Source organism: Streptomyces achromogenes subsp. achromogenes, from assembly GCF_000720835.1.
GTDB classification, from domain to species: Bacteria; Actinomycetota; Actinomycetes; order Streptomycetales; family Streptomycetaceae; genus Streptomyces; species Streptomyces achromogenes.
Map to the genome: position 1 here is coordinate 75,099 of NZ_JODT01000034.1, position 19,975 is coordinate 95,073.

At 71.4% G+C, this 19,975-nt stretch carries 20 protein-coding genes; 9 read left to right on the forward strand and 11 right to left on the reverse strand.

Annotated features, from left to right (window positions below; translation table 11 throughout):
- The first annotated feature begins 89 nt into the window (after positions 1 to 89).
- The 5 genes from IH25_RS0129385 to IH25_RS0129410 all read left to right on the forward strand — a co-directional run bounded on the left by IH25_RS0129385 (position 90) and on the right by IH25_RS0129410 (position 4,551).
- Positions 90 to 1,940 (forward strand): trypsin-like serine peptidase, encoded by a 1,851-nt coding sequence (locus tag IH25_RS0129385; protein ID WP_245172912.1) that lies wholly within the window; start codon positions 90 to 92, stop codon positions 1,938 to 1,940.
- A 28-nt stretch (positions 1,941 to 1,968) separates the two neighbouring features.
- Positions 1,969 to 2,580: a DUF4232 domain-containing protein gene (locus IH25_RS0129390; RefSeq protein ID WP_030617241.1), complete on the forward strand. Its 612-nt coding sequence runs from the start codon at positions 1,969 to 1,971 to the stop codon at positions 2,578 to 2,580.
- 78 nt (positions 2,581 to 2,658) lie between these two features.
- Positions 2,659 to 3,258 (forward strand): histidine phosphatase family protein, encoded by a 600-nt coding sequence (locus IH25_RS0129395; protein WP_030617245.1) that lies wholly within the window; start codon positions 2,659 to 2,661, stop codon positions 3,256 to 3,258.
- Between the two features lie 185 nt (positions 3,259 to 3,443).
- Positions 3,444 to 4,064, forward strand: a complete 621-nt coding sequence (locus IH25_RS0129405) for a hypothetical protein (protein ID WP_030617248.1) — start codon at positions 3,444 to 3,446, stop codon at positions 4,062 to 4,064.
- A gap of 67 nt (positions 4,065 to 4,131) precedes the next feature.
- On the forward strand, positions 4,132 to 4,551 hold the full coding sequence (locus tag IH25_RS0129410; RefSeq protein ID WP_030617251.1) for an acyl-CoA thioesterase: 420 nt from the start codon (positions 4,132 to 4,134) through the stop codon (positions 4,549 to 4,551).
- A 78-nt stretch (positions 4,552 to 4,629) separates the two neighbouring features.
- Here the strand turns inward: IH25_RS0129410 and IH25_RS0129415 are convergent, their stop codons facing one another.
- The 8 genes from IH25_RS0129415 to IH25_RS0129450 all read right to left on the reverse strand — a co-directional run bounded on the left by IH25_RS0129415 (position 4,630) and on the right by IH25_RS0129450 (position 11,853).
- On the reverse strand, positions 4,630 to 6,045 hold the full coding sequence (locus IH25_RS0129415; protein ID WP_245172913.1) for a nucleobase:cation symporter-2 family protein: 1,416 nt from the start codon (positions 6,043 to 6,045) through the stop codon (positions 4,630 to 4,632).
- A gap of 256 nt (positions 6,046 to 6,301) precedes the next feature.
- Complete coding sequence (locus IH25_RS0129420) at positions 6,302 to 7,687, reverse strand: 8-oxoguanine deaminase (RefSeq protein ID WP_030617257.1); 1,386 nt, start codon at positions 7,685 to 7,687, stop codon at positions 6,302 to 6,304.
- 67 nt (positions 7,688 to 7,754) lie between these two features.
- Positions 7,755 to 9,167, reverse strand: a complete 1,413-nt coding sequence (locus IH25_RS0129425; protein WP_030617260.1) for a nucleobase:cation symporter-2 family protein — start codon at positions 9,165 to 9,167, stop codon at positions 7,755 to 7,757.
- A 64-nt stretch (positions 9,168 to 9,231) separates the two neighbouring features.
- The gene (gene pucL, locus IH25_RS0129430; RefSeq protein ID WP_030617263.1) at positions 9,232 to 10,155 is read right to left on the reverse strand and encodes a factor-independent urate hydroxylase; all 924 of its coding nucleotides are present in this window, start codon (positions 10,153 to 10,155) and stop codon (positions 9,232 to 9,234) included.
- Between the two features lie 4 nt (positions 10,156 to 10,159).
- Positions 10,160 to 10,561, reverse strand: a complete 402-nt coding sequence (uraH, locus tag IH25_RS0129435; protein WP_030617265.1) for a hydroxyisourate hydrolase — start codon at positions 10,559 to 10,561, stop codon at positions 10,160 to 10,162.
- Positions 10,562 to 10,565: 4 nt separating this feature from the next.
- The gene (uraD, locus tag IH25_RS0129440) at positions 10,566 to 11,078 is read right to left on the reverse strand and encodes a 2-oxo-4-hydroxy-4-carboxy-5-ureidoimidazoline decarboxylase (RefSeq protein ID WP_030617267.1); all 513 of its coding nucleotides are present in this window, start codon (positions 11,076 to 11,078) and stop codon (positions 10,566 to 10,568) included.
- A gap of 152 nt (positions 11,079 to 11,230) precedes the next feature.
- Complete coding sequence (locus IH25_RS0129445) at positions 11,231 to 11,542, reverse strand: helix-turn-helix domain-containing protein (RefSeq protein WP_220212459.1); 312 nt, start codon at positions 11,540 to 11,542, stop codon at positions 11,231 to 11,233.
- Positions 11,543 to 11,589: 47 nt separating this feature from the next.
- Positions 11,590 to 11,853, reverse strand: coding sequence for a hypothetical protein (locus IH25_RS0129450; RefSeq protein ID WP_037655829.1), 264 nt, complete (start codon positions 11,851 to 11,853; stop codon positions 11,590 to 11,592).
- 149 nt (positions 11,854 to 12,002) lie between these two features.
- Here IH25_RS0129450 and IH25_RS0129455 point away from each other — a divergent pair, with 149 nt between their 5' ends.
- From IH25_RS0129455 to IH25_RS0129465, 3 genes are all read left to right on the forward strand, one after another.
- On the forward strand, positions 12,003 to 12,860 hold the full coding sequence (locus IH25_RS0129455; RefSeq protein WP_030617275.1) for a TIM barrel protein: 858 nt from the start codon (positions 12,003 to 12,005) through the stop codon (positions 12,858 to 12,860).
- Positions 12,861 to 12,931: 71 nt separating this feature from the next.
- The gene (locus IH25_RS0129460; RefSeq protein ID WP_030617278.1) at positions 12,932 to 13,846 is read left to right on the forward strand and encodes a 2-hydroxy-3-oxopropionate reductase; all 915 of its coding nucleotides are present in this window, start codon (positions 12,932 to 12,934) and stop codon (positions 13,844 to 13,846) included.
- A 171-nt stretch (positions 13,847 to 14,017) separates the two neighbouring features.
- Positions 14,018 to 15,481 carry a catalase gene (locus IH25_RS0129465; RefSeq protein WP_030617280.1) on the forward strand — a complete coding sequence of 488 codons (1,464 nt, stop codon included), beginning with the start codon at positions 14,018 to 14,020 and terminating at the stop codon, positions 15,479 to 15,481.
- Positions 15,482 to 15,806: 325 nt separating this feature from the next.
- Here the strand turns inward: IH25_RS0129465 and IH25_RS42580 are convergent, their stop codons facing one another.
- Positions 15,807 to 16,163, reverse strand: a complete 357-nt coding sequence (locus IH25_RS42580) for a hypothetical protein (RefSeq protein WP_030617283.1) — start codon at positions 16,161 to 16,163, stop codon at positions 15,807 to 15,809.
- Between the two features lie 23 nt (positions 16,164 to 16,186).
- On the opposite strand from IH25_RS42580, the gene IH25_RS0129475 reads away from it, so the two are divergent.
- The gene (locus IH25_RS0129475; protein WP_030617287.1) at positions 16,187 to 16,420 is read left to right on the forward strand and encodes a hypothetical protein; all 234 of its coding nucleotides are present in this window, start codon (positions 16,187 to 16,189) and stop codon (positions 16,418 to 16,420) included.
- Positions 16,421 to 16,646: 226 nt separating this feature from the next.
- Here the strand turns inward: IH25_RS0129475 and gcl are convergent, their stop codons facing one another.
- Entirely contained in the window at positions 16,647 to 18,434 is a 1,788-nt protein-coding gene (gcl, locus tag IH25_RS0129480) for a glyoxylate carboligase (RefSeq protein ID WP_030617290.1), read from the reverse strand.
- 227 nt (positions 18,435 to 18,661) lie between these two features.
- Positions 18,662 to 19,840: a PucR family transcriptional regulator gene (locus IH25_RS0129485; RefSeq protein WP_030617292.1), complete on the reverse strand. Its 1,179-nt coding sequence runs from the start codon at positions 19,838 to 19,840 to the stop codon at positions 18,662 to 18,664.
- Between the last annotated feature and the right edge of the window lie 135 nt (positions 19,841 to 19,975).

Below are 19,975 nucleotides of genomic sequence, written 5' to 3' on the forward strand. Positions count from 1 at the left end.
GCCCTCGGTGCGCGCCCGACCAGCGCCGCACCGCCGCGCACCGCACCGCCGCGCCCCCGGTCCGCTTCAACGACCAGGGGGAAACAGCAGTGTTCTCGTACCGGAACCCGGACTCCTACGCACATCCGGACTCGCCCGGAAGACCCGCCGCGCGCGGCGGGCGCGGGGCGGTCGTCGCCCTGCTCTGCGCGGCGCTGACCGCCCTCGCCGTACCGGCCGCGCGTGCCGGGACGCCCGCGCCGCCCGCCGGGCAGGAGGCGCGGCAGGCGGCACGCTTCTGGACCGCCGAGCGCATGGCCGCCGCCCAGCCGCTCGACGCGCCGCGGCACGCGGGGACGACGCCGTCGTCCGCGGCGGCCGCGGCGGCCCGGCCGAAGGGCACCCTGTTCCAGGGCACCCGGCTGGTCGGCACGTTCTTCGGCTCCGACGGGCCGCGCGGCACCACCTGGCACTGCACCGGCAGCGTCATCGACACCAAGGCCCGCAATATCGTGCTCACCGCGGCCCACTGCGCGCGAAGCATGACGGGCGACTACATCTTCGTCCCGAAGTTCGTGAAGGGCGCGGCCCCGGACCGGCAGCCGTACGGCATCTTCCACATCAAGCGGATCTTCACCGACCCGCGCTACGTGCCCGACCGGGGCTCGTCCACCACCAAGAAGGCCGCCTCCGACCTGGACACCGCGTTCGCCCGGGTCTCGGCCAACCAGTGGGGCAAGTCCCTCCAGGACGCGGTGGGCGGCGGACTGACCTTCACCCGGCCCGCCGGCTACACCCACCGGGGCGTCACCGTCGTCGGCTACCCCTCCCACCGGCACAACAGCGCCGGACGCGCGGTCAAGTGCACCGTTCCCACCACCCAGTTGCGCGGCTACCGGCAGCTGTCGATGACCTGCGGCGGCTACTACGGCGGGGTGTCCGGCAGCCCGTGGATCACCGACTACAAGGACGACGCCCGCACCGGCCACGTCATCGGCAACCTCGGCGGCTACAACGGCGGCGGCAACGACGCCAACGTGGACTACATCAGCTACGCCACCGCGTTCGGCGCCGACGCCGCGAACCTCCTCGCCCGCGCCGTCGCCGATCAGGCCCCGCCCGCCGACCTGCCCCCGTACCGGGGCCTGAGCGGCAGCCTGCCGGGCGGCGCCGGGCGCTGGCGCAAGGCCGCGCTCACGGCGTCGGGCGAGTACACCGGTGACCGGCACGGCGATCTGCTGGTGGTGTGGTCCGACGGCGGGGTCACCCTGTACCCGGGCGACGGCAAGGGCGGTTTCGGGGCCGAGAAGCGGCTGCGGGCGGCCAACTCGACCTGGACGCACGCCCGTACGGTGACCGGCGGCACCTTCGCCGCCGGTGGGCGGGCGGGGCTGCTGGTGCGCTGGTCCGACGGCGAGGTCACCCTCTACCCGCAGCCCGGCCCCACGGGCCTCGGCCGGGAGATCCGGATGGCGGCGCCGGGCTCGGTGTGGAAGAACGCCGCCCAGTTCACCGCCGGGGCGTTCGGCGACGACGGGGGCACCGGCCTGCTGGTCCGCTGGGCCGACGGCGGGCTCTCCCTGTACCCGCGGGTGGGCACCGGCGGCCTCGGCACCGGCACCCGGCTGCTGCCCGCGGGCGGCGCCTGGACCAAGGCGGCCCTGCTGACCGGCGGCGACTTCGGCGGTACGGCCGCCGGGGACCTGCTGGTGCGCTGGGCGGACGGCGCGCTCGACACCTACACCGGCACCTCGGCCGCGGGAATCGGCACCAAGACCCGGGTGCGCGGCCCGAACAGCCTGTGGCAGCGGGCCCGGGTGCTGAGCGCCGGCGCCTTCCGCCACGACGGCCCGGCCGACGACCTCGTCGTGTGCTGGTCCGACGGGGAGGTCACGCTGTACGCCGACACCGGCGCCAAGGCCCTCGGCACCGAGTACACGCTGGTCCACCCCGGCACCTGACCACACCACGGCACTTCCAGGGGGAACGATGCCCGCCACCACCCGACCGGCCGGCGGCCTCGCCGCGCTCACGGCCGGCCTCACGCTCATGACCGGCCTGACGCTGACGGCCTGCGACACCACCACGACCGCCACACCGGACGCCACCGCGACCGCCACCACGACCGCTCCCCCGGAGGCCACCGCACCGCCCTGCCGGACCGCCGCGCTGACCTGGACGCTGTCACTGCTGGACGGCGACGGCGACGGTGCCGGTGCCGGACAGGGAGACGGCCGGTCCGGGGCGCGCCTCACCGCCGTCAACAAGGGCTCCGGGGCCTGCCTGTTCGCGGGTTACCCGGGCCTGGCGATCCACCACGGCAAGGCGGACGGCATCGAGGGCGCCGGTTCCGGACGTCCGGCGGCCCTCGCCCTGCCCGGCCGCGCCGCCGTCACCGTGGACCTGCGCTACACCCGTCGCGGCACACCGGGCGCCGGCACCTGGTGCGTACGGCAGCACGAGGCCGCCGTCACGGCGCCGCACGACACCGCGGGCACGGTCGTCCCGGTCACGGACGCGCACGGGAAGCCGGCCGTACTCGACGCCTGCGGGGAGACCATCGCCATGGCCCCGCCACGCCGTGCGGGGGCCGGGACCTGACGGCGGCGGGGCACCGGGGAACGCCGTCTGGCGCAGTCCGTCCTGCGGGCGGCGGCGGCCCTGTGACACCGTGCCGTCATGGGTGACCTCTTTCTCGTGCGGCACGGGGAGACCGAGTGGTCGCGGTCCGGGCGGCACACCGGCCGGACCGACGTGCCGCTCACCGAGCGCGGGCGGGACGAGGCGCGCCGGCTGGTCCCGCTGATCCGCTCGCACCGGATCGGGGCGGCCTTCGTCAGCCCCCTGCAGCGGGCGCGCGAGACCGCCGAGCTGATCGGGATCCCGGACGCGCGGGTCGACGCCGACCTGTGCGAGTGGGACTACGGCGGGTACGAGGGCGTGACCACGCCGGAGATCCAGCGGAGCCGGCCGGGCTGGTTCCTGTTCACCGACGGGGTCGCACCCGGTCCCCCGGGCCGTCCGGGCGAGTCTCCCGAGCAGGTCGGGGAGCGCGCCGACCGGATGCTGGCCAAGGCCGACGCCGCGTTCGCCAATACCGAGGGGGTCGTCGTGCTGATCGCGCACGGCCACTTCCTCCGCGTCCTCACCGCCCGCCGCCTGGGCCTGTCACCCCGGCACGGCGCCCTCTTCCAGCTCGCGACGGGAGCACTGTGCCGCCTCGGCACGGAACACGGCCGGCCCGTGGTCGCGGGCTGGAACATCCGGCCCGCGCAGTAGCGGCGGGCGTACGGACAAGGGGCACGCCCCCGGGAAACGTCCGCACCGACTACCGGCGACGCTCCACCGCGCACCGGCCGTTGTCAGACCCCGGCCGTACTCTTCGACTGGGGCCGCACGACGGGCCCGGCGGCCGTCCGTGGGGGCGGGGCCGCCCAGTCGGCGGTGCCGGAGAGGAGCAGCCCGTGACCCGACCGCCGACCGCCGCGCAGCGGCGGGTGATCGAGGCCGCCGATCCGGTCACCGGCCGGCTGCGCGGTACGCCGGCCCAGCTCGCGGCGCTGGTGAAGCGGGGCCTGGCCTTCCGGCATCCCCGGCCGCCGCACGACCACTTCCTCACCCCGGCCGGGCATCGCGTCCGGGAGGCGATACCCGAGCCGCGGGCGGAGGCCCGGCCGGACACGGGGGTGTTCACGGCCCGGGTCGGCGGTGAGGAGGAGCCGCCGGTGTCCGGCCCGGCCCGGCTCCGCGAGGTGCACAGTGCCTGGCAGGGGTTGCTGGAGCTGCGCAGGATGACGAATCCGGACGGCGCCGTGGACCGGCCGTGCGGCTGGGAGCGGACGCATCTGGTGCGGGCCGCGGCGCTGGCGCTGGAGGCGGCCGGGCACCGTCCGGCGGGCGGGGACACGGACGGGTACCGGGTCCGGGCGACCCCGCAGCCGGAGGCGGTCGCGGTGTACGCGCCGGACGGAGCGACGCTGGCGGCCTGCGCGGCGACGCTCCGGGAGGCCGGCTGGCAGGCGGGCGAGTACACCGAGCCCAGGACGAGGGCCCGTTTCCTGCTGGCCTCGCCGCGCCGGGTGTGACCGGCGTGTCAGGATCGGCCGACCGCGGAGACGAACGACGCGGCACCGAACACGAGAAGGGCACGCAGTGGAACCGTTTTCCGTCCGGGTGACCGTCCGCGGCTACGAGACCGACACCCAGGGGCATCTCAACCAGGCCGTCTACCTCAACTACGCCGAGCATGCCCGCTGGTCGATGCTCCAGGCGGCCGGGATCAGCCAGGCCGGACTGGTGGGCCAGGGCGTGGGACCGGTGGCGCTGGAGACGACGATCAGCTTCCGGCGGGAGCTGCTCGCCGGTGACGAGGTCGATGTGACGTGCGCCTTCGAGTGGGGCGAGGGCAAGACGTTCCGGATCCGGCAGGAGATACGCAAGACCGACGGCACGCTCGCGGCCGAGATCACCGCGGTGGGCGGCATCATGAACCTCACCGAGCGCAAGCTGGTCGCCGACCCGCGCGCGGTGTTCAAGGAACTGGCGGCGGATCCGGGCCTGTTCGGCCTGTAGGCCCCGGGCGCGCCAAAGGGCCGGGGGTGACGGTGTCCCACGTCGTCTCCCCCGGCCGGGCCGGTGCGGCGGGCGGTGTCAGCGGACGGCGGCGATCTCCTCTCCCGCCTCCATGGGATGGGTGACGTCCTGGGCCTCGCGGCCCTTGCCGAGGTGGTTGAAGAGGAGGTTGAGCACCACGGCCGTGACGCAGCCGGTGGAGATGCCGGAGTCCAGGACGATCTTCGCGGTCTCCGGGAAGGAGTGGTAGAACTCCGGCGCGGTGATCGGGATGATGCCGACCGCCAGGGACACGGCCACGATCAGCACGTTGTTGTCCTTGTCCAGGCCGGCCCGGACCAGGGTCTGGATGCCGCTCGCGGCGACCGAGCCGAACAGCACGATGCCGGCGCCGCCGAGGACCGGCCGGGGCACGACCGCGATGAGCGAGGCGGCCATCGGGCACAGGCCCATCAGGACCAGGAAGCCGCCGCCGGTCGCGACGACGTACCGGCTGCGGATCCGGGTCATCGCGACCAGCCCGATGTTCTGGGCGAAGGCGCTGCACATGAAGCCGTTGAACAGCGGGCTGAGCGCGGAGCCGAGGGTGTCGGCGCGCAGGCCGGCCGCGATGATCTTCTCGTCGGCGGGCCGTTCGACGATCTCACCGAGGGCCAGCATGTCGGCGGTCGACTCGGTCATCGAGACCACCATGACCACGCACAGGGAGAGGATCGCGGCGAGCTGGAACTGGGGGGCGCCGAAGTGGAACGGGGTGGGGAAGCCGACCACGTCGGCGTCGGCGACCGGGCCGAAGTCCGTGGCGCCGAACGGGATCGCGATGAGCGTGCCGACGACCAGGCCGATCAGCACGGCGATCTGCTTGACGAAGCCCCGGGTGAAGCGGCGCAGCAGCAGGACGATCAGCAGGGTGACGCCGGCCAAGGTGAGGTAGGTGGTCGAACCGTAGTCGTCGGCCTGGGGATTGGGCCCCTGGGCCCAGCCGAAGGCGACGGGGAGCAGGGAGACGCCGATCAGGGTGATGACGGAGCCGGTGACGACCGGCGGGAAGAAGCGGATCGCCTTGCTGAAGAAGGGGGCGGCGACGAAGCCGAGCAGGCCGGCGACGATGACCGCGCCGAAGATGATCGGCAGGGCGTCGGACTTGTCGTCGGTGGCGGCGACGACCGCGGTCATCGGAGCGACACCGGCGAAGGTGACGCCGTTGACGAAGGGCAGCCGGGCGCCGATCTTCCAGAAGCCGAGCGTCTGGAGGAAGGTGGCGAGGCCGGCGGTGAACAGGCAGGCGCCGGTGAGGAAGGTCAGCTCGGTCGCGCTGAGGCCGATGGCCGCGCCGACGATGAGCGGTGGTGCGACGACACCGGCGTACATGGCGGCCACGTGCTGCAGTCCGCTGGTCGCCATTTTCAGGGCGGGGAGTTTCTCGTCTACGGGATGGGCGGCCACGGCGGCTCCTCCGGGCGGGTGACACGTCGGCGTCGACGTGGATTTCATGGAGGTGGTGCGAGGTCGTGCGGGACCTTCGCAGGGGGGTGGCGAAACGAGCGGTGACGAGTCTGTGGGGGTGTGGGGCGGTGTGGGGCGGTGTGGGGGTGGGTCGAGCGTGACGGGAGTGGTGGGGGTGGACCGTCTCCGGGGGCGTGCGTCCACACGCGCCCCGGAGACGGCATAGCCGTGGATCCCGCTCGGATCCACGGGTCCCGGCCGGGAGCCGTCCCTCCCGGCCGGAGTCTTGGGGGTGGGCCGCCGCTCAGTCCTGAGCGGCGATCCGGGCCAGGCGCCGGGCCTCGTCGCGGGTGCTGACGGCGATGGCGTCCTCGTCGGCGGTCAGCAGACGGCCGTCCGCCACGATCTGCCGGCCGTCGACGAACGACGCGGTGACCGGGGCCGGCGCGCCGAAGACCAGCGCGGTCACCGGGTCGGTGATGGAGGCGTGGGCGAGGGTGTCCATCTTCCACAGCACCACGTCGGCCAGCTTGCCGGGCTCCAGCGAGCCGATCTGCGCGGCCCGGCCGAGTACCTGGGCGCCGCCGTAGGTGCCGAGGCGCAGCGCCTGACGGGCGTTCAGCGCGGCCTCGCGGTGCGCGCCGAGCCGGTTGATCAGCAGGGCGTTGCGCAGCTCGGTGTGGAGTTCGCCGGACTCGTTGGAGGCGGTGCCGTCGACGCCCAGGCCGACCGGGACGCCGGCCTTCAGCAGGTCGGGGACGCGGGCGATGCCGGCGGCGAGGCGGGCGTTGGACGAGGGGCAGTGGGCGACACCGGTCTTCGTCCGGGCGAAGGCCTGGATGTCGGAGTCGTTCATGTGGACGCAGTGCGCCATCCACACGTCCTCACCGAGCCAGCCGGTGGACTCGAAGTAGTCGGTGGGGCCCATGCCGAACAGCTCGTGGCAGAACTTCTCCTCCTCCACCGTCTCCGAGCCGTGGGTGTGCAGCCGCACCCCCAGCCGGCGCGCCAACTCCGCTCCCTCGCGCATCAGCTGCGTGGAGACCGAGAACGGGGAGCAGGGCGCGACCGCCACCTGGGTCATGGCGTCGAAGGAGGCGTCGTGGTGTTCCCCGACGGTCTCCTCGGTCGCCCGCAGCGCGTCCTCGATCGTCTCCACGGCGAAGTCCGGGGGCAGCCCGCCGTCCTGCCGGCCGCGGTCCATCGAGCCGCGGGCCAGCGTGAAGCGCACCCCCATCTCGGCGGCGGCCCGGATGATCGAGCCGGACAGGTCGCCGGAGCCGCGCGGGTGGACGTAGTGGTGGTCCATGGCGGTGGTGACACCGCCCCGGGCCATCATGGCGAGGGACCCCTGGGCCGCCGCGTACGTCATCCGCTCGTCGATCCGTGCCCAGACCGGGTAGAGCGCGACCAGCCAGTCGAACAGGTTGTGGTCGGTGGCCAGGCCCCGGGTGATCCACTGGTAGAAGTGGTGGTGGGTGTTGACCAGACCGGGGGTGGCCAGGTGGCCGCGCCCGTCGATCCGGCGCACCACGTTCTCCAGTCCCCGGGGAGCGTCGCCCGCGCCGACCGCCTCGATGCGGTTGCCGGCGAGGACGAGGTGTCCGCAGGCGTACTCCGTGTCACCCGCGTCCACGGTGGCGATCGCACAGTTCTCGATGACGACGCGCTGGGCTGCCGATGGTGCCATCTGCTTCCTTGTCTTTCGGTGGCGGCCCGTGGCCCAGGGGGATCCACGGGGTGGGCACGGCAGGACCCTAGGAGGATTCGAGTGCCGGGGCCGCCTGTCGGCTCCGGGTGCCGAGATGGTGGAAGAACAGGTTCAGCAGGACGGCGACGAGCGCGCCGGCGCTGATGCCGGAGCCGAGCACGGTCTGCGCCCACGCCGGGAAGTCGGCGTAGAAGGTCGGCGCGGCCAGCGGGATGATGCCGGCGCCGAGCGCCACGGCCACCAGGATGATGTTGGAGCTGTCGTCCAGGCCCGCCTCGGAGAGCGTGCGGATGCCGCTGACGGCGATGGAGCCGAAGAGGACGATGCCCGCGCCGCCGAGGACCGGCATGGGGACGAGGGAGACGACCGCGCCGAGGACCGGGAAGGCGCCGAGGACGATCAGGCTGCCGCCGGCGACGGCGACGACGTACCGGCTGCGCACCCGGGTGAGCGAGACGACACCGACGTTCTGGGCGAAGGCGGAGGTGGGGAAGCCGCCGAAGACCGGCCCGATCAGGGTGGCGAGGCCGTCGGTGCGCAGGCCCCGGGTGATGGTCTTCGCGTCGGCGCGGCGGTCGCAGATCTCGCCGAGGGCGAGCATGCCGGCGCTGGACTCGGTCATCAGCACCAGCATCACGATGCACAGCGAGAGGATCGCGGCGGGCTGGAACTCGGGGGCGCCGAAGGCGAACGGGGTGGGCAGCGCGGCCACGGGCGCGGACTTGATGCCGCTGAAGTCGGCCATGCCGAAGGGGATCGCGGCCAGGGTGCCGATGAGCAGCCCGAACAGCAGGGCGACCTGTTTGACGAAGCCCTGGCCGAAGCGCTGGATCAGCAGGATGACGGCGAGGGTGAACCCGGCGAGCGCCAGATAGCGCATGTCGCCGAAGTCGGCGGCGGTCTTGTCGCCGCCTTGGGCCCAGCCCACCGGGACGGGCATCAGCGTGACGCCGATCAGGGTGATGACCACGCCGGTGACCAGGGGCGGGAAGAAGCGCAGCAGCCGGCCGAAGAAGGGGCCGAGGGCCAGGCAGAAGGCGCCGGCCACCATCACCGCGCCGTAGATCGCGGGGAGTTGGTGTCCTTTGCCGTTGGTCTCGGCGATCGCGAGGATGGGGGCGATGCCGGCGGAGGAGGCGGCATTGACGAAGGGCAGCCGGTTGCCGACGAAGCCCTTGACGCCGATGGTCTGGAGGATGGTCGCGACGCCCGCGATGAGCAGGCTCGCGGCGATGAGCCGGGTACGGGCCCCGATGTCGAGCCCGCAGGCCTGACCGATGATGAGCGGAGGAGTGACAACGCCTGCGTACATCGCGGCGATGTGCTGGAGCGCGGCGGGGACGAGCCGCGTGGGGTGGAGCTTCTCGTCCACCGGGTGCACGGACGTGACGGCGTCCTCTATGTGCACCGGCGGGGTGGAACACGGGGCTTTCGCCGGCCCCTTTGCAGGCTGTGCCATTTTGTTCCCTCCGGTGTAGCGCGCCCCCGGCCCGTCAGGCCGGGCCGGGGGCGGGCGTCCCGCGTCAGAGGTTGGTCATGTCGACCGGGATACGGGCCTCACAGCCGTCCCGCAGGATGGTGGCCTCGATGAGGCCGTAGGGACGGTCGGCGGCGAAGTAGACCTCGTTGTCGTTCTTGAGTCCGAACGGCTCCAGGTCCACGAGGAAGTGGTGCTTGTTGGGCAGCGAGAAGCGGACCTCGTCGATCTCGCTGCGGTTGTTGATGATGCGCGAGCCCATCTGGTACATCGTCTGCTGGAGCGAGAGCGAGTAGGTCTCGGCGAAGGCGTGGAGCATGTGCTTCTTGACCTGCTCGTAGGACTTCTCCCAGTTGGGCATCTTCTGCGCGTCGTCGGTCCAGTTGAACCGCCAGCGGCCGGCGACCTGGGTGGCGAGGATACGGTCGTACGCCTCCTGGAGGGTGGTGTACTTGTCCTTGACGTAGCCCCAGAACTCGGAGTTGGTCGAGTTCATCACGACCAGGTCCTTCAGACCGGAGATGACCTCCCACTTCTCACCGTCGTAGGTGATCTGGGTGAGGCGGATCTCCTGGCCCTTGCGGACGAAGGAGTGCTTGACGTCGTCCGCGCCGATGAACTTGCTGTTGGCGTCCGAGGTCTCGATCCGCTCCCAGGCGTACTCCTCGATGCGGATGCGCGCCCGGTGGATCGGCTCCTGGCTGGTGACGAAGTGCCGGGCGAGGTGGATGCCGAACTGCTCGGCGGACTCGATGCCGTATTCCTTGGCGAACGCGAACACCGTGTTCTTGGTGGTGTCGGTCGGCAGGACGTTGGCGTTGGAGCCGGAGTAGTGGACCTCCTCCATGTCGCCGCTCAGCGCGATGGAGACGTTGAGGTCCTTGATGTGATGGGTGGCGCCGTCCCGCGTGATCTTGACGACTCGGTTCTCGGCCTTGCCGTACTGGTTCTGTCCCAGGATGGTCGGCATGTAGCTAGCTCCCTCGGTAAACGGAGTAGCCGAACGGGTTGAGCAGCAGCGGTACGTGGTAGTGCTCCCCGGGCACCACGGCGAAGGTGATCGCCACCTCGGGGAAGAACGCGGCACCGCTGTCCCGATTCGCGGGGGCGTCCTGCTGCGCATCGGCTTGCTTCTTCGCAGATTCTTCGAAGTACGGCTCGACGGCGAAGTCCAGCCGCACATGGGTGGTCCCTTCCGGCAGGGCCGGCAGGTCCTTGCACCGGCCGTCGGCGTCGGTCGCCGAGCCGCCGAGCGCCTGCCAGTCCGCCTCGCGCCCCAAGCGGGCGGAGAGCTGGACGGCGACGCCCTCGGCGGGGCGGCCGATCGATGTGTCCAGGATGTGCGTGGACACGGAGGCGGTGGTGCTGGTGCTCATGGTGTCAGGCGTCCTCTTCGACGAGTCGGGCCAGTCGGATGCGGTTGATCTTGCCCAGTTCGGTGCGGACGATCTCCCGCTCCCGCTCGGGCGAGTTGCCGATCCGCTCCTTGACCGCGTCGCGCATCTGCTCGCCGGTCCGGCCGGTGGCGCAGATGAGGAAGACATGCCCGAACTTCTCCTGGTAGGCCAGGTTCAGGTCGAGCATCTCCGCCTTGAGCTCCTCGGAGGCACCGGCCATGCCCCGCTGTTCGCGGGCGGAGGTCGGGTCGCCGGGCTTGGGCCGCCCGATCGGCGGGTGTCCGGCCATCGCCTCCGCCAGGTCCGCGGGGGTCAGCTCGGCCATGGCGGCGTCGCTGGCGGTGTAGAGGTCCTCCGGGGTGGCGTACGGGCGGGCGGCGAGCAGTCGCCGGGCCCACTCGGTGGAGGCGCACGCCTCGTGGAGGGCCGCGAGGGCCTCGCGCTCCTCCAGATCGTTGAACCGGGACAGGCCCGGGGGCGTGGAAGTGGTAGTCACGGGAGCCTCCGTGGCCGCTTCGGGCCGTTGTGCTGAACGGGCTGCGGATAGCTAACGCCCTCGGAAACACCACGTCAACACTTTGTTGAAAATTCCGCGTAACAAGCCGGGTTGGGGGCCGAACGGCCCTTGCGCCCCCACTCCCGCCCCGGTCAGAGACCCTTCTCGCGGTTGAGGTAGTTGTAGACCGTGAAGCGGCTGACGCCCAGCGCGCCCGCCACGGTCTCCACCCCGTGCCGCACGGCGAACGCGCCGCGCGCCTCCAGGATCCGTACGACCTCCTGCTTGGCCTTGCGGTCCAGGTCGGCCAGCGGCCGGCCCTCCTTGCGCTCCATGGCGGCCAGGATGTGGTCGAGGGAGTCGGCGAGCTGGGGCAGGCGTACGGCGACGACGTCGGCGCCCTCCCAGGCGAGGACGACGTCCTCGGGGCCGGCCTCGTCGGGCGGGAGCATCGTCCCGCCCATGGCGTCGACCAGCGGCTTCACCGCCGCGATGAAGGGCTCGTCCCCGGTCACCTATCACCCTCCCCGGCCTCGTCACCGATCACGTTGACCTGGAGCGAGACCCGGGTGGCGCCGGCCTGGAGGGCCTTGCGCAGCAGCGCGTCCACCGCGCCGAGCACACGGTCGGCGCCGCCCTCGGCGGTGTTGCCGAAGGGCCCGACGTCCACGGCGTCCAGCTCGGCGGTCTCGATGACCTCGCGCGCCACCAGGGCGTGCGCGGGCGCTTCCTCCAGGTCGAAGGGCTCGGTCGTGAACTCCACTCGCAATCGCACGCGCCCAACCTAACGCGCGAGGGGGCCGCGGGGGGCGGCTCTTGCGGACCCCCCTTGACAAGCGGCGACACCCGACGGCAATCTTCCGTTACGCAGAAACGAACTTCCGTAATACGGAATCTCGACCAACGGAAGGGAGCGCGGCCCGAATGCCAGGTTTCGAGTGGAGCACCGCCGCAGACCAGCGCTTCAACGTCAACCTGTCGATCCTCTTCACGGAACTCCCGCTCCTGGAGCGCCCCGCGGCCGCCGCCGCGGCGGGCTTCACCGCGGTCGAGCTGTGGTGGCCCTGGATCGACTCCCCCACTCCGGCCCGGTCCGAGCTGGACGCCCTGAAGAAGGCGATCGAGGACGCGGGGGTCCGCCTGACGGGCCTGAACTTCTACGCCGGGCAGCTGCCGGGTCCGGACCGCGGCGCCCTGTCGCTGCCGGGCGAGGAGTCGGAGAAGTTCCGCGCCAACATCGACGTGGCCGCCGGCTTCGCGGCCTCCCTGGGCTGCACGGCGCTCAACGCGCTGTACGGCAACCGCGTCGAGGGCGTGGACCCGGCCGAGCAGGACGCGCTCGCCCTGGAGAACCTCGCCCTCGCGGCCCGGGCGGCCGACCGGATCGGCGCCGTCCTGCTGATCGAGGCGCTGAACAAGCCCGAGTCGCCGCTGTACCCGCTGGTGTCGGCGCCGGCCGCGGTGGAGGTCGTCGACCAGGTGAACGCGACGACGGGCCTCGGGAACGCCAAGTTCCTGATGGACCTGTACCACCTGTCCATGAACGGCGAGGACCTGCCCGCGGTCATCGACGCCTACGCGGCGAAGACCGGGCACGTGCAGATCGCCGACAACCCCGGCCGCGGCGCCCCCGGCACCGGCTCGCTCCCGCTCCAGGAGCTGCTCGGCCGGCTGCGGAAGGCCGGTTACGACGGCTGGGTCGGCCTGGAGTACAAGCCGGGCGACCGCCCGAGCGCCGAGGCGTTCGACTGGCTCCCGCGCGAGGCCCGCGCGGCCCGCTGAGCCGCCGGCCTCTGCACACCAGCCGCCCTTCACAGACGTACTTGCCGCAGTAAGAGAGGCACCCCCAAATCATGAGCAACCTCGCAGCTTCCTCCCACCCGACCCGCCCTGCGATCGCCTGGATCGGCCTCGGCATCATGGGCTCCCCCATGTCCGAGAACCTGATCAAGGCGGGCTACCAGGTCACCGGTTACACCCTGGAGAAGGAGAAGCTGGACCGCCTGGCCGCCGCCGGCGGCACCGCGGCCGGCTCCATCGCCGAGGCCGTCCGCGACGCCGACGTGGTCATCACGATGGTGCCCGCCTCCCCGCAGGTCGAGGCCATCGCCTACGGCCCGGACGGCATCCTGGAGAACGCCAAGTCCGGCGCGCTGCTGATCGACATGTCCTCGATCACCCCGCAGACCTCCGTGGACCTCGCCAAGGCCGCCAAGGACAAGGGCATCCGGGTGCTGGACGCCCCGGTGTCCGGCGGTGAGGCCGGCGCCATCGAAGCGGTGCTGTCGATCATGGTCGGCGGCGAGCAGGCCGACTTCGACCAGGCCAAGCCGATCTTCGAGGCGCTCGGCAAGACCATCGTGCTGTGCGGTCCGCACGGCTCCGGCCAGACGGTGAAGGCCGCCAACCAGCTGATCGTCGCCGTGAACATCCAGGCGTGCGCCGAGGCCGTGGTCTTCCTGGAGAAGTCGGGCGTGAACCTCCAGGCCGCCCTGGACGTCCTCAACGGCGGCCTGGCCGGCTCCACCGTGCTGACGCGCAAGAAGGACAACTTCCTCAACCGCGACTTCAAGCCCGGCTTCCGTATCGACCTGCACCACAAGGACATGGGCATCGTCACCGACGCCGCTCGCAACGTCGGCGCGGCCCTCCCGGTCGGCGCCGTGGTCGCCCAGCTGGTCGCCAGCCTGCGCGCCCAGGGCGACGGCGGCCTGGACCACTCGGCCCTGCTGCGGGCCGTCGAGCGCCTGTCCGGCGCCCAGGTCTGACGACCCCTCGCACTTCCGGACCGCGGCGTCGCTGACACCTGTCCTGTCGCGCCCAGGCGGCGCCGCGGTCCGGAATCGGCTTCAACAAAGTGTTGACGCTCAGATCGCCCCACTTCTAGGCTCCACAAAGCGGAAACAGTTTTCCGCTGACACCCGCACGGAAGGTCCACGATGTCGAAGCGCGTGCTCACGACAGAGTCCGGCGCACCGGTCGCCGACAACCAGAATTCCGCCTCCGCCGGCGTCGGCGGCCCGCTCCTGATCCAGGACCAGCACCTCCTGGAGAAGCTCGCGCGCTTCAACCGCGAGCGGATCCCGGAGCGTGTCGTGCATGCCCGCGGTTCCGGCGCGTACGGCCACTTCGAGGTGACCGACGACGTCACCGGCTACACCCACGCCGACTTCCTCGGCGAGATCGGCAAGCGCACCGAGGTCTTCGTGCGCTTCTCCACGGTCGCCGACTCCCTCGGCGGTGCCGACGCGGTCCGCGACCCCCGCGGCTTCGCGGTGAAGTTCTACACCGAAGAGGGCAACTACGACCTCGTCGGCAACAACACCCCGGTGTTCTTCATCAAGGACCCGCTGAAGTTCCCCGACTTCATCCACTCGCAGAAGCGCGACCCGTTCACCGGCAAGCAGGAGCCCGACAACGTCTGGGACTTCTGGGCGCACGCCCCCGAGGCCACGCACCAGGTGACCTGGCTCATGGGTGACCGCGGCATCCCGGCGTCGTACCGCCACATGAACGGGTACGGCTCGCACACCTACCAGTGGACGAACGCCAAGGGCGAGGGCTTCTTCGTCAAGTACCACTTCAAGACGAACCAGGGCATCCGCTCGCTGTCCACCGAGCAGGCGCAGGAGCTCGCGGGCAAGGACCCCAACTCGCACCAGACCGACCTGCTCCAGGCGATCGAGCGCGGCGTGCACCCGTCCTGGACGCTGTACGTCCAGATCATGCCGGCGGCCGAGGCGGCGGACTACCGCTTCAACCCGTTCGACCTGACCAAGGTCTGGCCGCACAAGGACTACCCGCTCCAGCGCGTGGGCCGCCTGGTCCTCGACCGCAACCCGGACAACGTGTTCGCCGAGGTCGAGCAGGCCGCGTTCTCCCCGAACAACTTCGTGCCCGGCATCGGTCCGTCCCCGGACAAGATGCTCCAGGGCCGGCTGTTCGCCTACGCCGACGCCCACCGCTACCGCCTCGGTGTCAACCACACCCTGCTCGCGGTGAACGCCCCGAAGGCGGTCCCGGGCGGCGCCCGGAACTACGGCCGCGACGGGTTCATGGCGGTCAACGGCCAGGGCCGTCACGCCAAGAACTACGAGCCGAACTCCTACGACGGCCCGGTGGAGACCGGCCGCCCGCTGTCCGCCCCGCTCGCGGTGACCGGCCACACCGGCAACCACGCCGCCCCGGCGCACACCAAGGACGACGACTTCTTCCAGGCGGGCGAGCTGTACCGGCTGATGTCGCAGGACGAGAAGTCCCGTCTGGTCGCGAACATCGCCGGCGGCCTGTCGCAGGTCTCCCGCGACGACGTGATCGAGAAGAACCTGGCCCACTTCCACGCCGCCGACCCCGAGTACGGCAAGCGCGTGGAGGAGGCGGTCCGCGCCCTGCGCGAGGACTGAGTCCCAAGGCTGCGTCCGGGACGTGACGGGGAGGTCGTGCCCCGGACGCGAAGGCCCCGCCGCCCCAGGTGATCCGGATGAGGGGTGATCACCGGGTACGGCGGGCAGGGCGAGGACCGCGGTGGCGTGCGAGCCAGTGCGGTGGTGAAGGAGCCCCGGACCCCCTTCTCGACCAGAGGGAAGGGACGTCCGCCTCCGTCGTGGCCACCGCGGTCCCAGCCCCCGCCTCCGGCAGCACCGGAGGCACACCGGCCCCGTCCGGCGGCGCGAACGATCTGTCGCGCCCAGCCTCGCGCCGTCGGACGGCTACCACCTGCAACGCTCCCTACGCCGACTCGATGTCCGCGGCGAGGGAGCGTTCGGCGTTGTCCGGCAGTTCCTTGCAGGTGAGCACCTCGACCCGCGTGACATGCGGACTGAAGGTCCGCAGCGCCTCGTCGACCTCGTTCTCCGGTACGTCGGGGTGCAGACCGGGATGACCGAGGAGCACCAGCGCGCCGGCCCGCCGGCTCTCGATGCCGAACTCGTCACGGCACGTCCACCTCGTCCGCGCCGCGGCCCGGAAGTGGTCCGGCGCTTCCTCCGCGCCCGCCGCCGTCGCCCGCGCGACCTCCAGCAGGCGTACCAGCTCCCCGCCCTCCCGGCGTCTGGTCCGACCATCCGGGCCGACGTGCGGGAACACCTCGTCCGCAGCACGCTGAAGGCATGGGCAATCCGATACGGCACCCGCACATCGTGGTCCACTCCCCCGCCCTGGACGGCTCCCGGCGGGTCACCGAGGGGGACGTGACGCTGGGGATCGCCTCGCACCTGGACGACGTCGTGGAGATCCTCCGGCTGGCCGACCTGGACCGGATCGAGGTGGAGGAGAGCGACCTGGTCGAATGGCAGGGCGGCGGCCCGGACGACTGGCCCGGACTGGGCGAGTACGACATCTGACGGCGGCGCCTGCGGCACGGGGCGTAGCCCGGCTACGCAATCCTCAAATCAAGCTCTGAACAGCGCCGACGAGGCTTCGGCGAGCCCTTTCGGCGGGCACAGTACTGGCACGCGGGGCCCGCCTGCACGGGGGCGGCGGGCCCCGTACGGGGGTGTTCGGCCAAGGGCATGGCAAAGGGGCGGCCCCTCCCCCCGGGCGGGCCGCCCCTGGCTTGTGCCGGGTCCGTCAGACCTTCAGCGGCTTGATCGAGGTCGGCGCGTGGCCGGGCTCGGTGGCCAGGTCCTCGAACTCGGAGATGTCGCTGATGTCCATGGTGCGGCTCATCGAGATGTTGGTGATCCGCTCCAGGATCGCCTCCACGACCACCGGCACCCGGTACTCGGCGGCGAGCTTCTTGGCCTGCTCGAAGGCGGCGCCCAGCTGGTCGGGCTCGGTGACCCGGATGGCCTTGCAGCCGAGCCCCTCGGCGACCTTGACGTGGTCCACGCCGTAGACGCCGAGCTCCGGAGTGTTGATGTTCTCAAACTCCAGGTTGACCTGGAAGTTGATGTCCAGGCCGATCTGCGCCTGCCGGATCAGGCCCAGGTAGGCGTTGTTCACCAGGACGTGGACGTAGGGGATCTTGTGCTGGGCGGCGACCGCCAGTTCCTCGATCAGGAACTGGAAGTCGTAGTCGCCGGAGAGCGCGACGACCGGGGAGTCCGGGTCGGCCTTGGCGACGCCGATCGCGGCCGGGATGGTCCAGCCGAGCGGGCCGGCCTGGCCGCAGTTGATCCAGTGCCGCGGCTTGTAGACGTGCAGCATCTGCGCGCCGGCGATCTGGGACAGGCCGATGGTGGTGACGTACCGGGTGTCCGGCCCGAAGGCCTTGTTCATCTCCTCGTACACGCGCTGCGGCTTCATCGGCACGTTGTCGAAGTGCGTACGGCGCAGCAGGGTGGCCTTGCGCTCCTGCGTGGAGGCCACCCAGGCGCCGCGGTCGGGCAGCCCGCCGGCCGCCTTCAGCTCCTTGGCGACCTCGATGAACAGCTCCAGGGCGGCCTTGGCGTCGGAGACGACGCCGTAGTCCGGCGGGAAGATCTTGCCGATCTGGGTGGGCTCGATGTCGACGTGGACGAACTTGCGCTCGCCCCGGTAGACGTCCAGCTTGTAACCGGTGTGGCGGTTGGCCCAGCGGTTGCCGATGCCGAGGACGAAGTCGGATTCCAGGAAGTTGGCGTTGCCGTAGCGGTGCGAGGTCTGCACGCCGACCATGCCGGCGTTCAGCTCGTGGTCGTCGGGCAGCGCGCCCCAGCCCATGAGGGTGGGGACGACCGGGGTCTGGGTCAGCTCGGCGAACTCCACCAGGAGGTCGGCGGCGTCGGCGCCGATGATGCCGCCGCCGGCCACGATGACCGGGCGCTGCGACTCCAGGAGGAAGGTGAGGGCCTTCTCGATCTGGGCGCGGGTGGCGGTGGGCTTGTAGACCGGCAGCGGCTCGTAGGTCTCCGGGTCGAACTCGATCTCGGTGAGCTGCACGTCGATCGGCAGGTCGATCAGGACCGGGCCCGGACGGCCGGAGCGCATCAGGTGGAAGGCCTGCTGGAAGACGCCGGGGACCTGCGCGGCCTCCAGGACGGTCACCGCCATCTTGGTGACCGGCTTGGCGATCGAGGCGATGTCGACGGCCTGGAAGTCCTCCTTGTGGATGACGTTCGTCGGCGCCTGGCCCGTGATGCACAGGATCGGGATGGAGTCGCCGATGGCGGAGTACAGGCCGGTGATCATGTCGGTGCCGGCCGGACCGGAGGTGCCGATGCACACGCCGATGTTGCCCGGCTTGGTACGGGTGTAGCCCTCGGCCATGTGCGAGGCGCCCTCGACGTGGCGGGCGAGGGTGTGGTGGATGCCGCCGCCCTCCTTGAGGGCCTTGTAGAACGGGTTGATCGCCGCGCCCGGCACACCGAAGGCGTCGGTGACGCCCTCGCGCTTGAGGATCTCAACTGCCGCGCGGGCAGCGGTCATACGAGCCATCGAGTACTCCTGCTTCGGCCTCTCGGATGCGTACTCCCGTCGCGCCCCGCGGTGAGCACGGTCTCCCGATTGTCAATCTCCGCAAACTTTCCGTATTGCGGAATGTAACTTCTACTATCTGGAAGCAATGTAAGCGGGTGGACGAAGGTCGTCAAGAGCGGTCCAGACCCCGGAAAACGCGAAAGGGCCGCCCGTACGACACGGGCGGCCCTGGCCTGACGGGCGTCTCAGAGGGTCGGCAGACCGAGCGCGATGATCGTGGACGACAGCCCCTGCCAGGTGCGTACGTCCCAGTCGGTGAGTTGCCGCCAGCGCTGGAGGCGGTACTTCACGGTGTTCGGATGGACGTGCAGGACGCGGGCGGTCGAGGAGAGCGAGAAGCCGTTCTCGGCGAACCTGAGCACGGTCTCCGCCAGCTCGGGGTGCTGTCGCGCGACCTCTCGGCGCGGCTCCAGCAGCACCGCGAAGCGCTGCGCGGTGGGCGCCAGGGTGGCGAGCAGCCAGTGGTCGGCGAAGTACCTCACCTGTCCCGGATCCGCCAGGGGCAGCGCCGCTCTGGCGTCCGCCATGCTCATCGCGGCGCCGGGGAGCCCGGTCCGCGGCAGGCCGATGCCGAAGCTCGCATCGGGGTTGTGCCGCCGGGCCGCTTCGACCACGGCGTGCGGCGGGATGTCCTGGACCAGGGTGATCATGAGGTTGCCGCGCGTCGCGCAGCGCAGCGTGCCCGGCCACCGCTGGTGCCGCAGCTCCATCATGCGCTCGTCGGGCCAGTCCTCGGCCGGTGAGCACAGCGCCTGGAACTCACCGGCCGGGTCGAAGGTGAGGGCGGCGGCCAGTTGCTCCAGGTCGACGCCCGCGGGCGCGGCGGTGACGAGGCCGTCGAGGAACTGGTGGGTCAGCCTCAGGAGCGTGGCGTCGGCGGCGCGGACGGCGGCGCCGTACGCCTCGGCTGCCGCGCTGCTGGAATGCTGCACCCACGTCCAGAACATCCCGACGATCGAGACGAGCTGCGCGCCGGCCCGGGGGTCGTGCGACTGGGCTCGGGCGAGCAGCACGTTCCACATCTCGCGATAGCCGACGTGGTAGGCCTCGACGAGGGCGTACAGCGGCAGGCCGGTGGCGGCGCGTTCGGCCCCGAGCGCGTGCGCGGCGTCGACCTCCTCCCGGGTGGGCAGGCGGCGTGCGGCCACACCGGTCAGCAGTCCCTGGTAGTGGCGGGTGACGTCGCGTTCCTGCTGCTCGCGGTCCACGATCTGGTAGCTGGGTATCTCCAGCCGTATGCGGTCGACGATCTTCGGGATCACCGTGGGCAGTTCCCCGGCGAGCGCTTCGCAGAGTTCGACGACGGGCTGCCACGCCGCGGGGGTGTCGGCCTGCGCGGCTCCCTCGGTCACGGGCTCCACCATGGCCCCTCCCGATGTGGATTTCGTAGTGATCCTCTTCGCGAACGCAGGGCAGCTTCGCTGCGACCATGCATCGACGATAAGCGATCAAGAACGCGCTTGCCGCTTCTTTGTGGACTCCGCAAAGACAACGGCTGG

Coding starts and splice junctions, on each gene's coding strand:
- IH25_RS0129390 (WP_030617241.1), top strand. CDS start 1,969: ATGCCCGCCACCACCCGACCGGCCGGCGGCCTCGCCGCGCTCACGGCC.
- IH25_RS0129395 (WP_030617245.1), top strand. CDS start 2,659: ATGGGTGACCTCTTTCTCGTGCGGCACGGGGAGACCGAGTGGTCGCGG.
- IH25_RS0129415 (WP_245172913.1), bottom strand. CDS start 6,045: ATGAAATCCACGTCGACGCCGACGTGTCACCCGCCCGGAGGAGCCGCC.
- IH25_RS0129420 (WP_030617257.1), bottom strand. CDS start 7,687: ATGGCACCATCGGCAGCCCAGCGCGTCGTCATCGAGAACTGTGCGATC.
- IH25_RS0129425 (WP_030617260.1), bottom strand. CDS start 9,167: ATGGCACAGCCTGCAAAGGGGCCGGCGAAAGCCCCGTGTTCCACCCCG.
- pucL (WP_030617263.1), bottom strand. CDS start 10,155: ATGCCGACCATCCTGGGACAGAACCAGTACGGCAAGGCCGAGAACCGA.
- uraH (WP_030617265.1), bottom strand. CDS start 10,561: ATGAGCACCAGCACCACCGCCTCCGTGTCCACGCACATCCTGGACACA.
- IH25_RS0129445 (WP_220212459.1), bottom strand. CDS start 11,542: ATGGGCGGGACGATGCTCCCGCCCGACGAGGCCGGCCCCGAGGACGTC.
- IH25_RS0129455 (WP_030617275.1), top strand. CDS start 12,003: ATGCCAGGTTTCGAGTGGAGCACCGCCGCAGACCAGCGCTTCAACGTC.
- IH25_RS0129460 (WP_030617278.1), top strand. CDS start 12,932: ATGAGCAACCTCGCAGCTTCCTCCCACCCGACCCGCCCTGCGATCGCC.
- IH25_RS0129465 (WP_030617280.1), top strand. CDS start 14,018: ATGTCGAAGCGCGTGCTCACGACAGAGTCCGGCGCACCGGTCGCCGAC.
- IH25_RS0129475 (WP_030617287.1), top strand. CDS start 16,187: ATGGGCAATCCGATACGGCACCCGCACATCGTGGTCCACTCCCCCGCC.
- gcl (WP_030617290.1), bottom strand. CDS start 18,434: ATGGCTCGTATGACCGCTGCCCGCGCGGCAGTTGAGATCCTCAAGCGC.
- IH25_RS0129485 (WP_030617292.1), bottom strand. CDS start 19,840: ATGGTGGAGCCCGTGACCGAGGGAGCCGCGCAGGCCGACACCCCCGCG.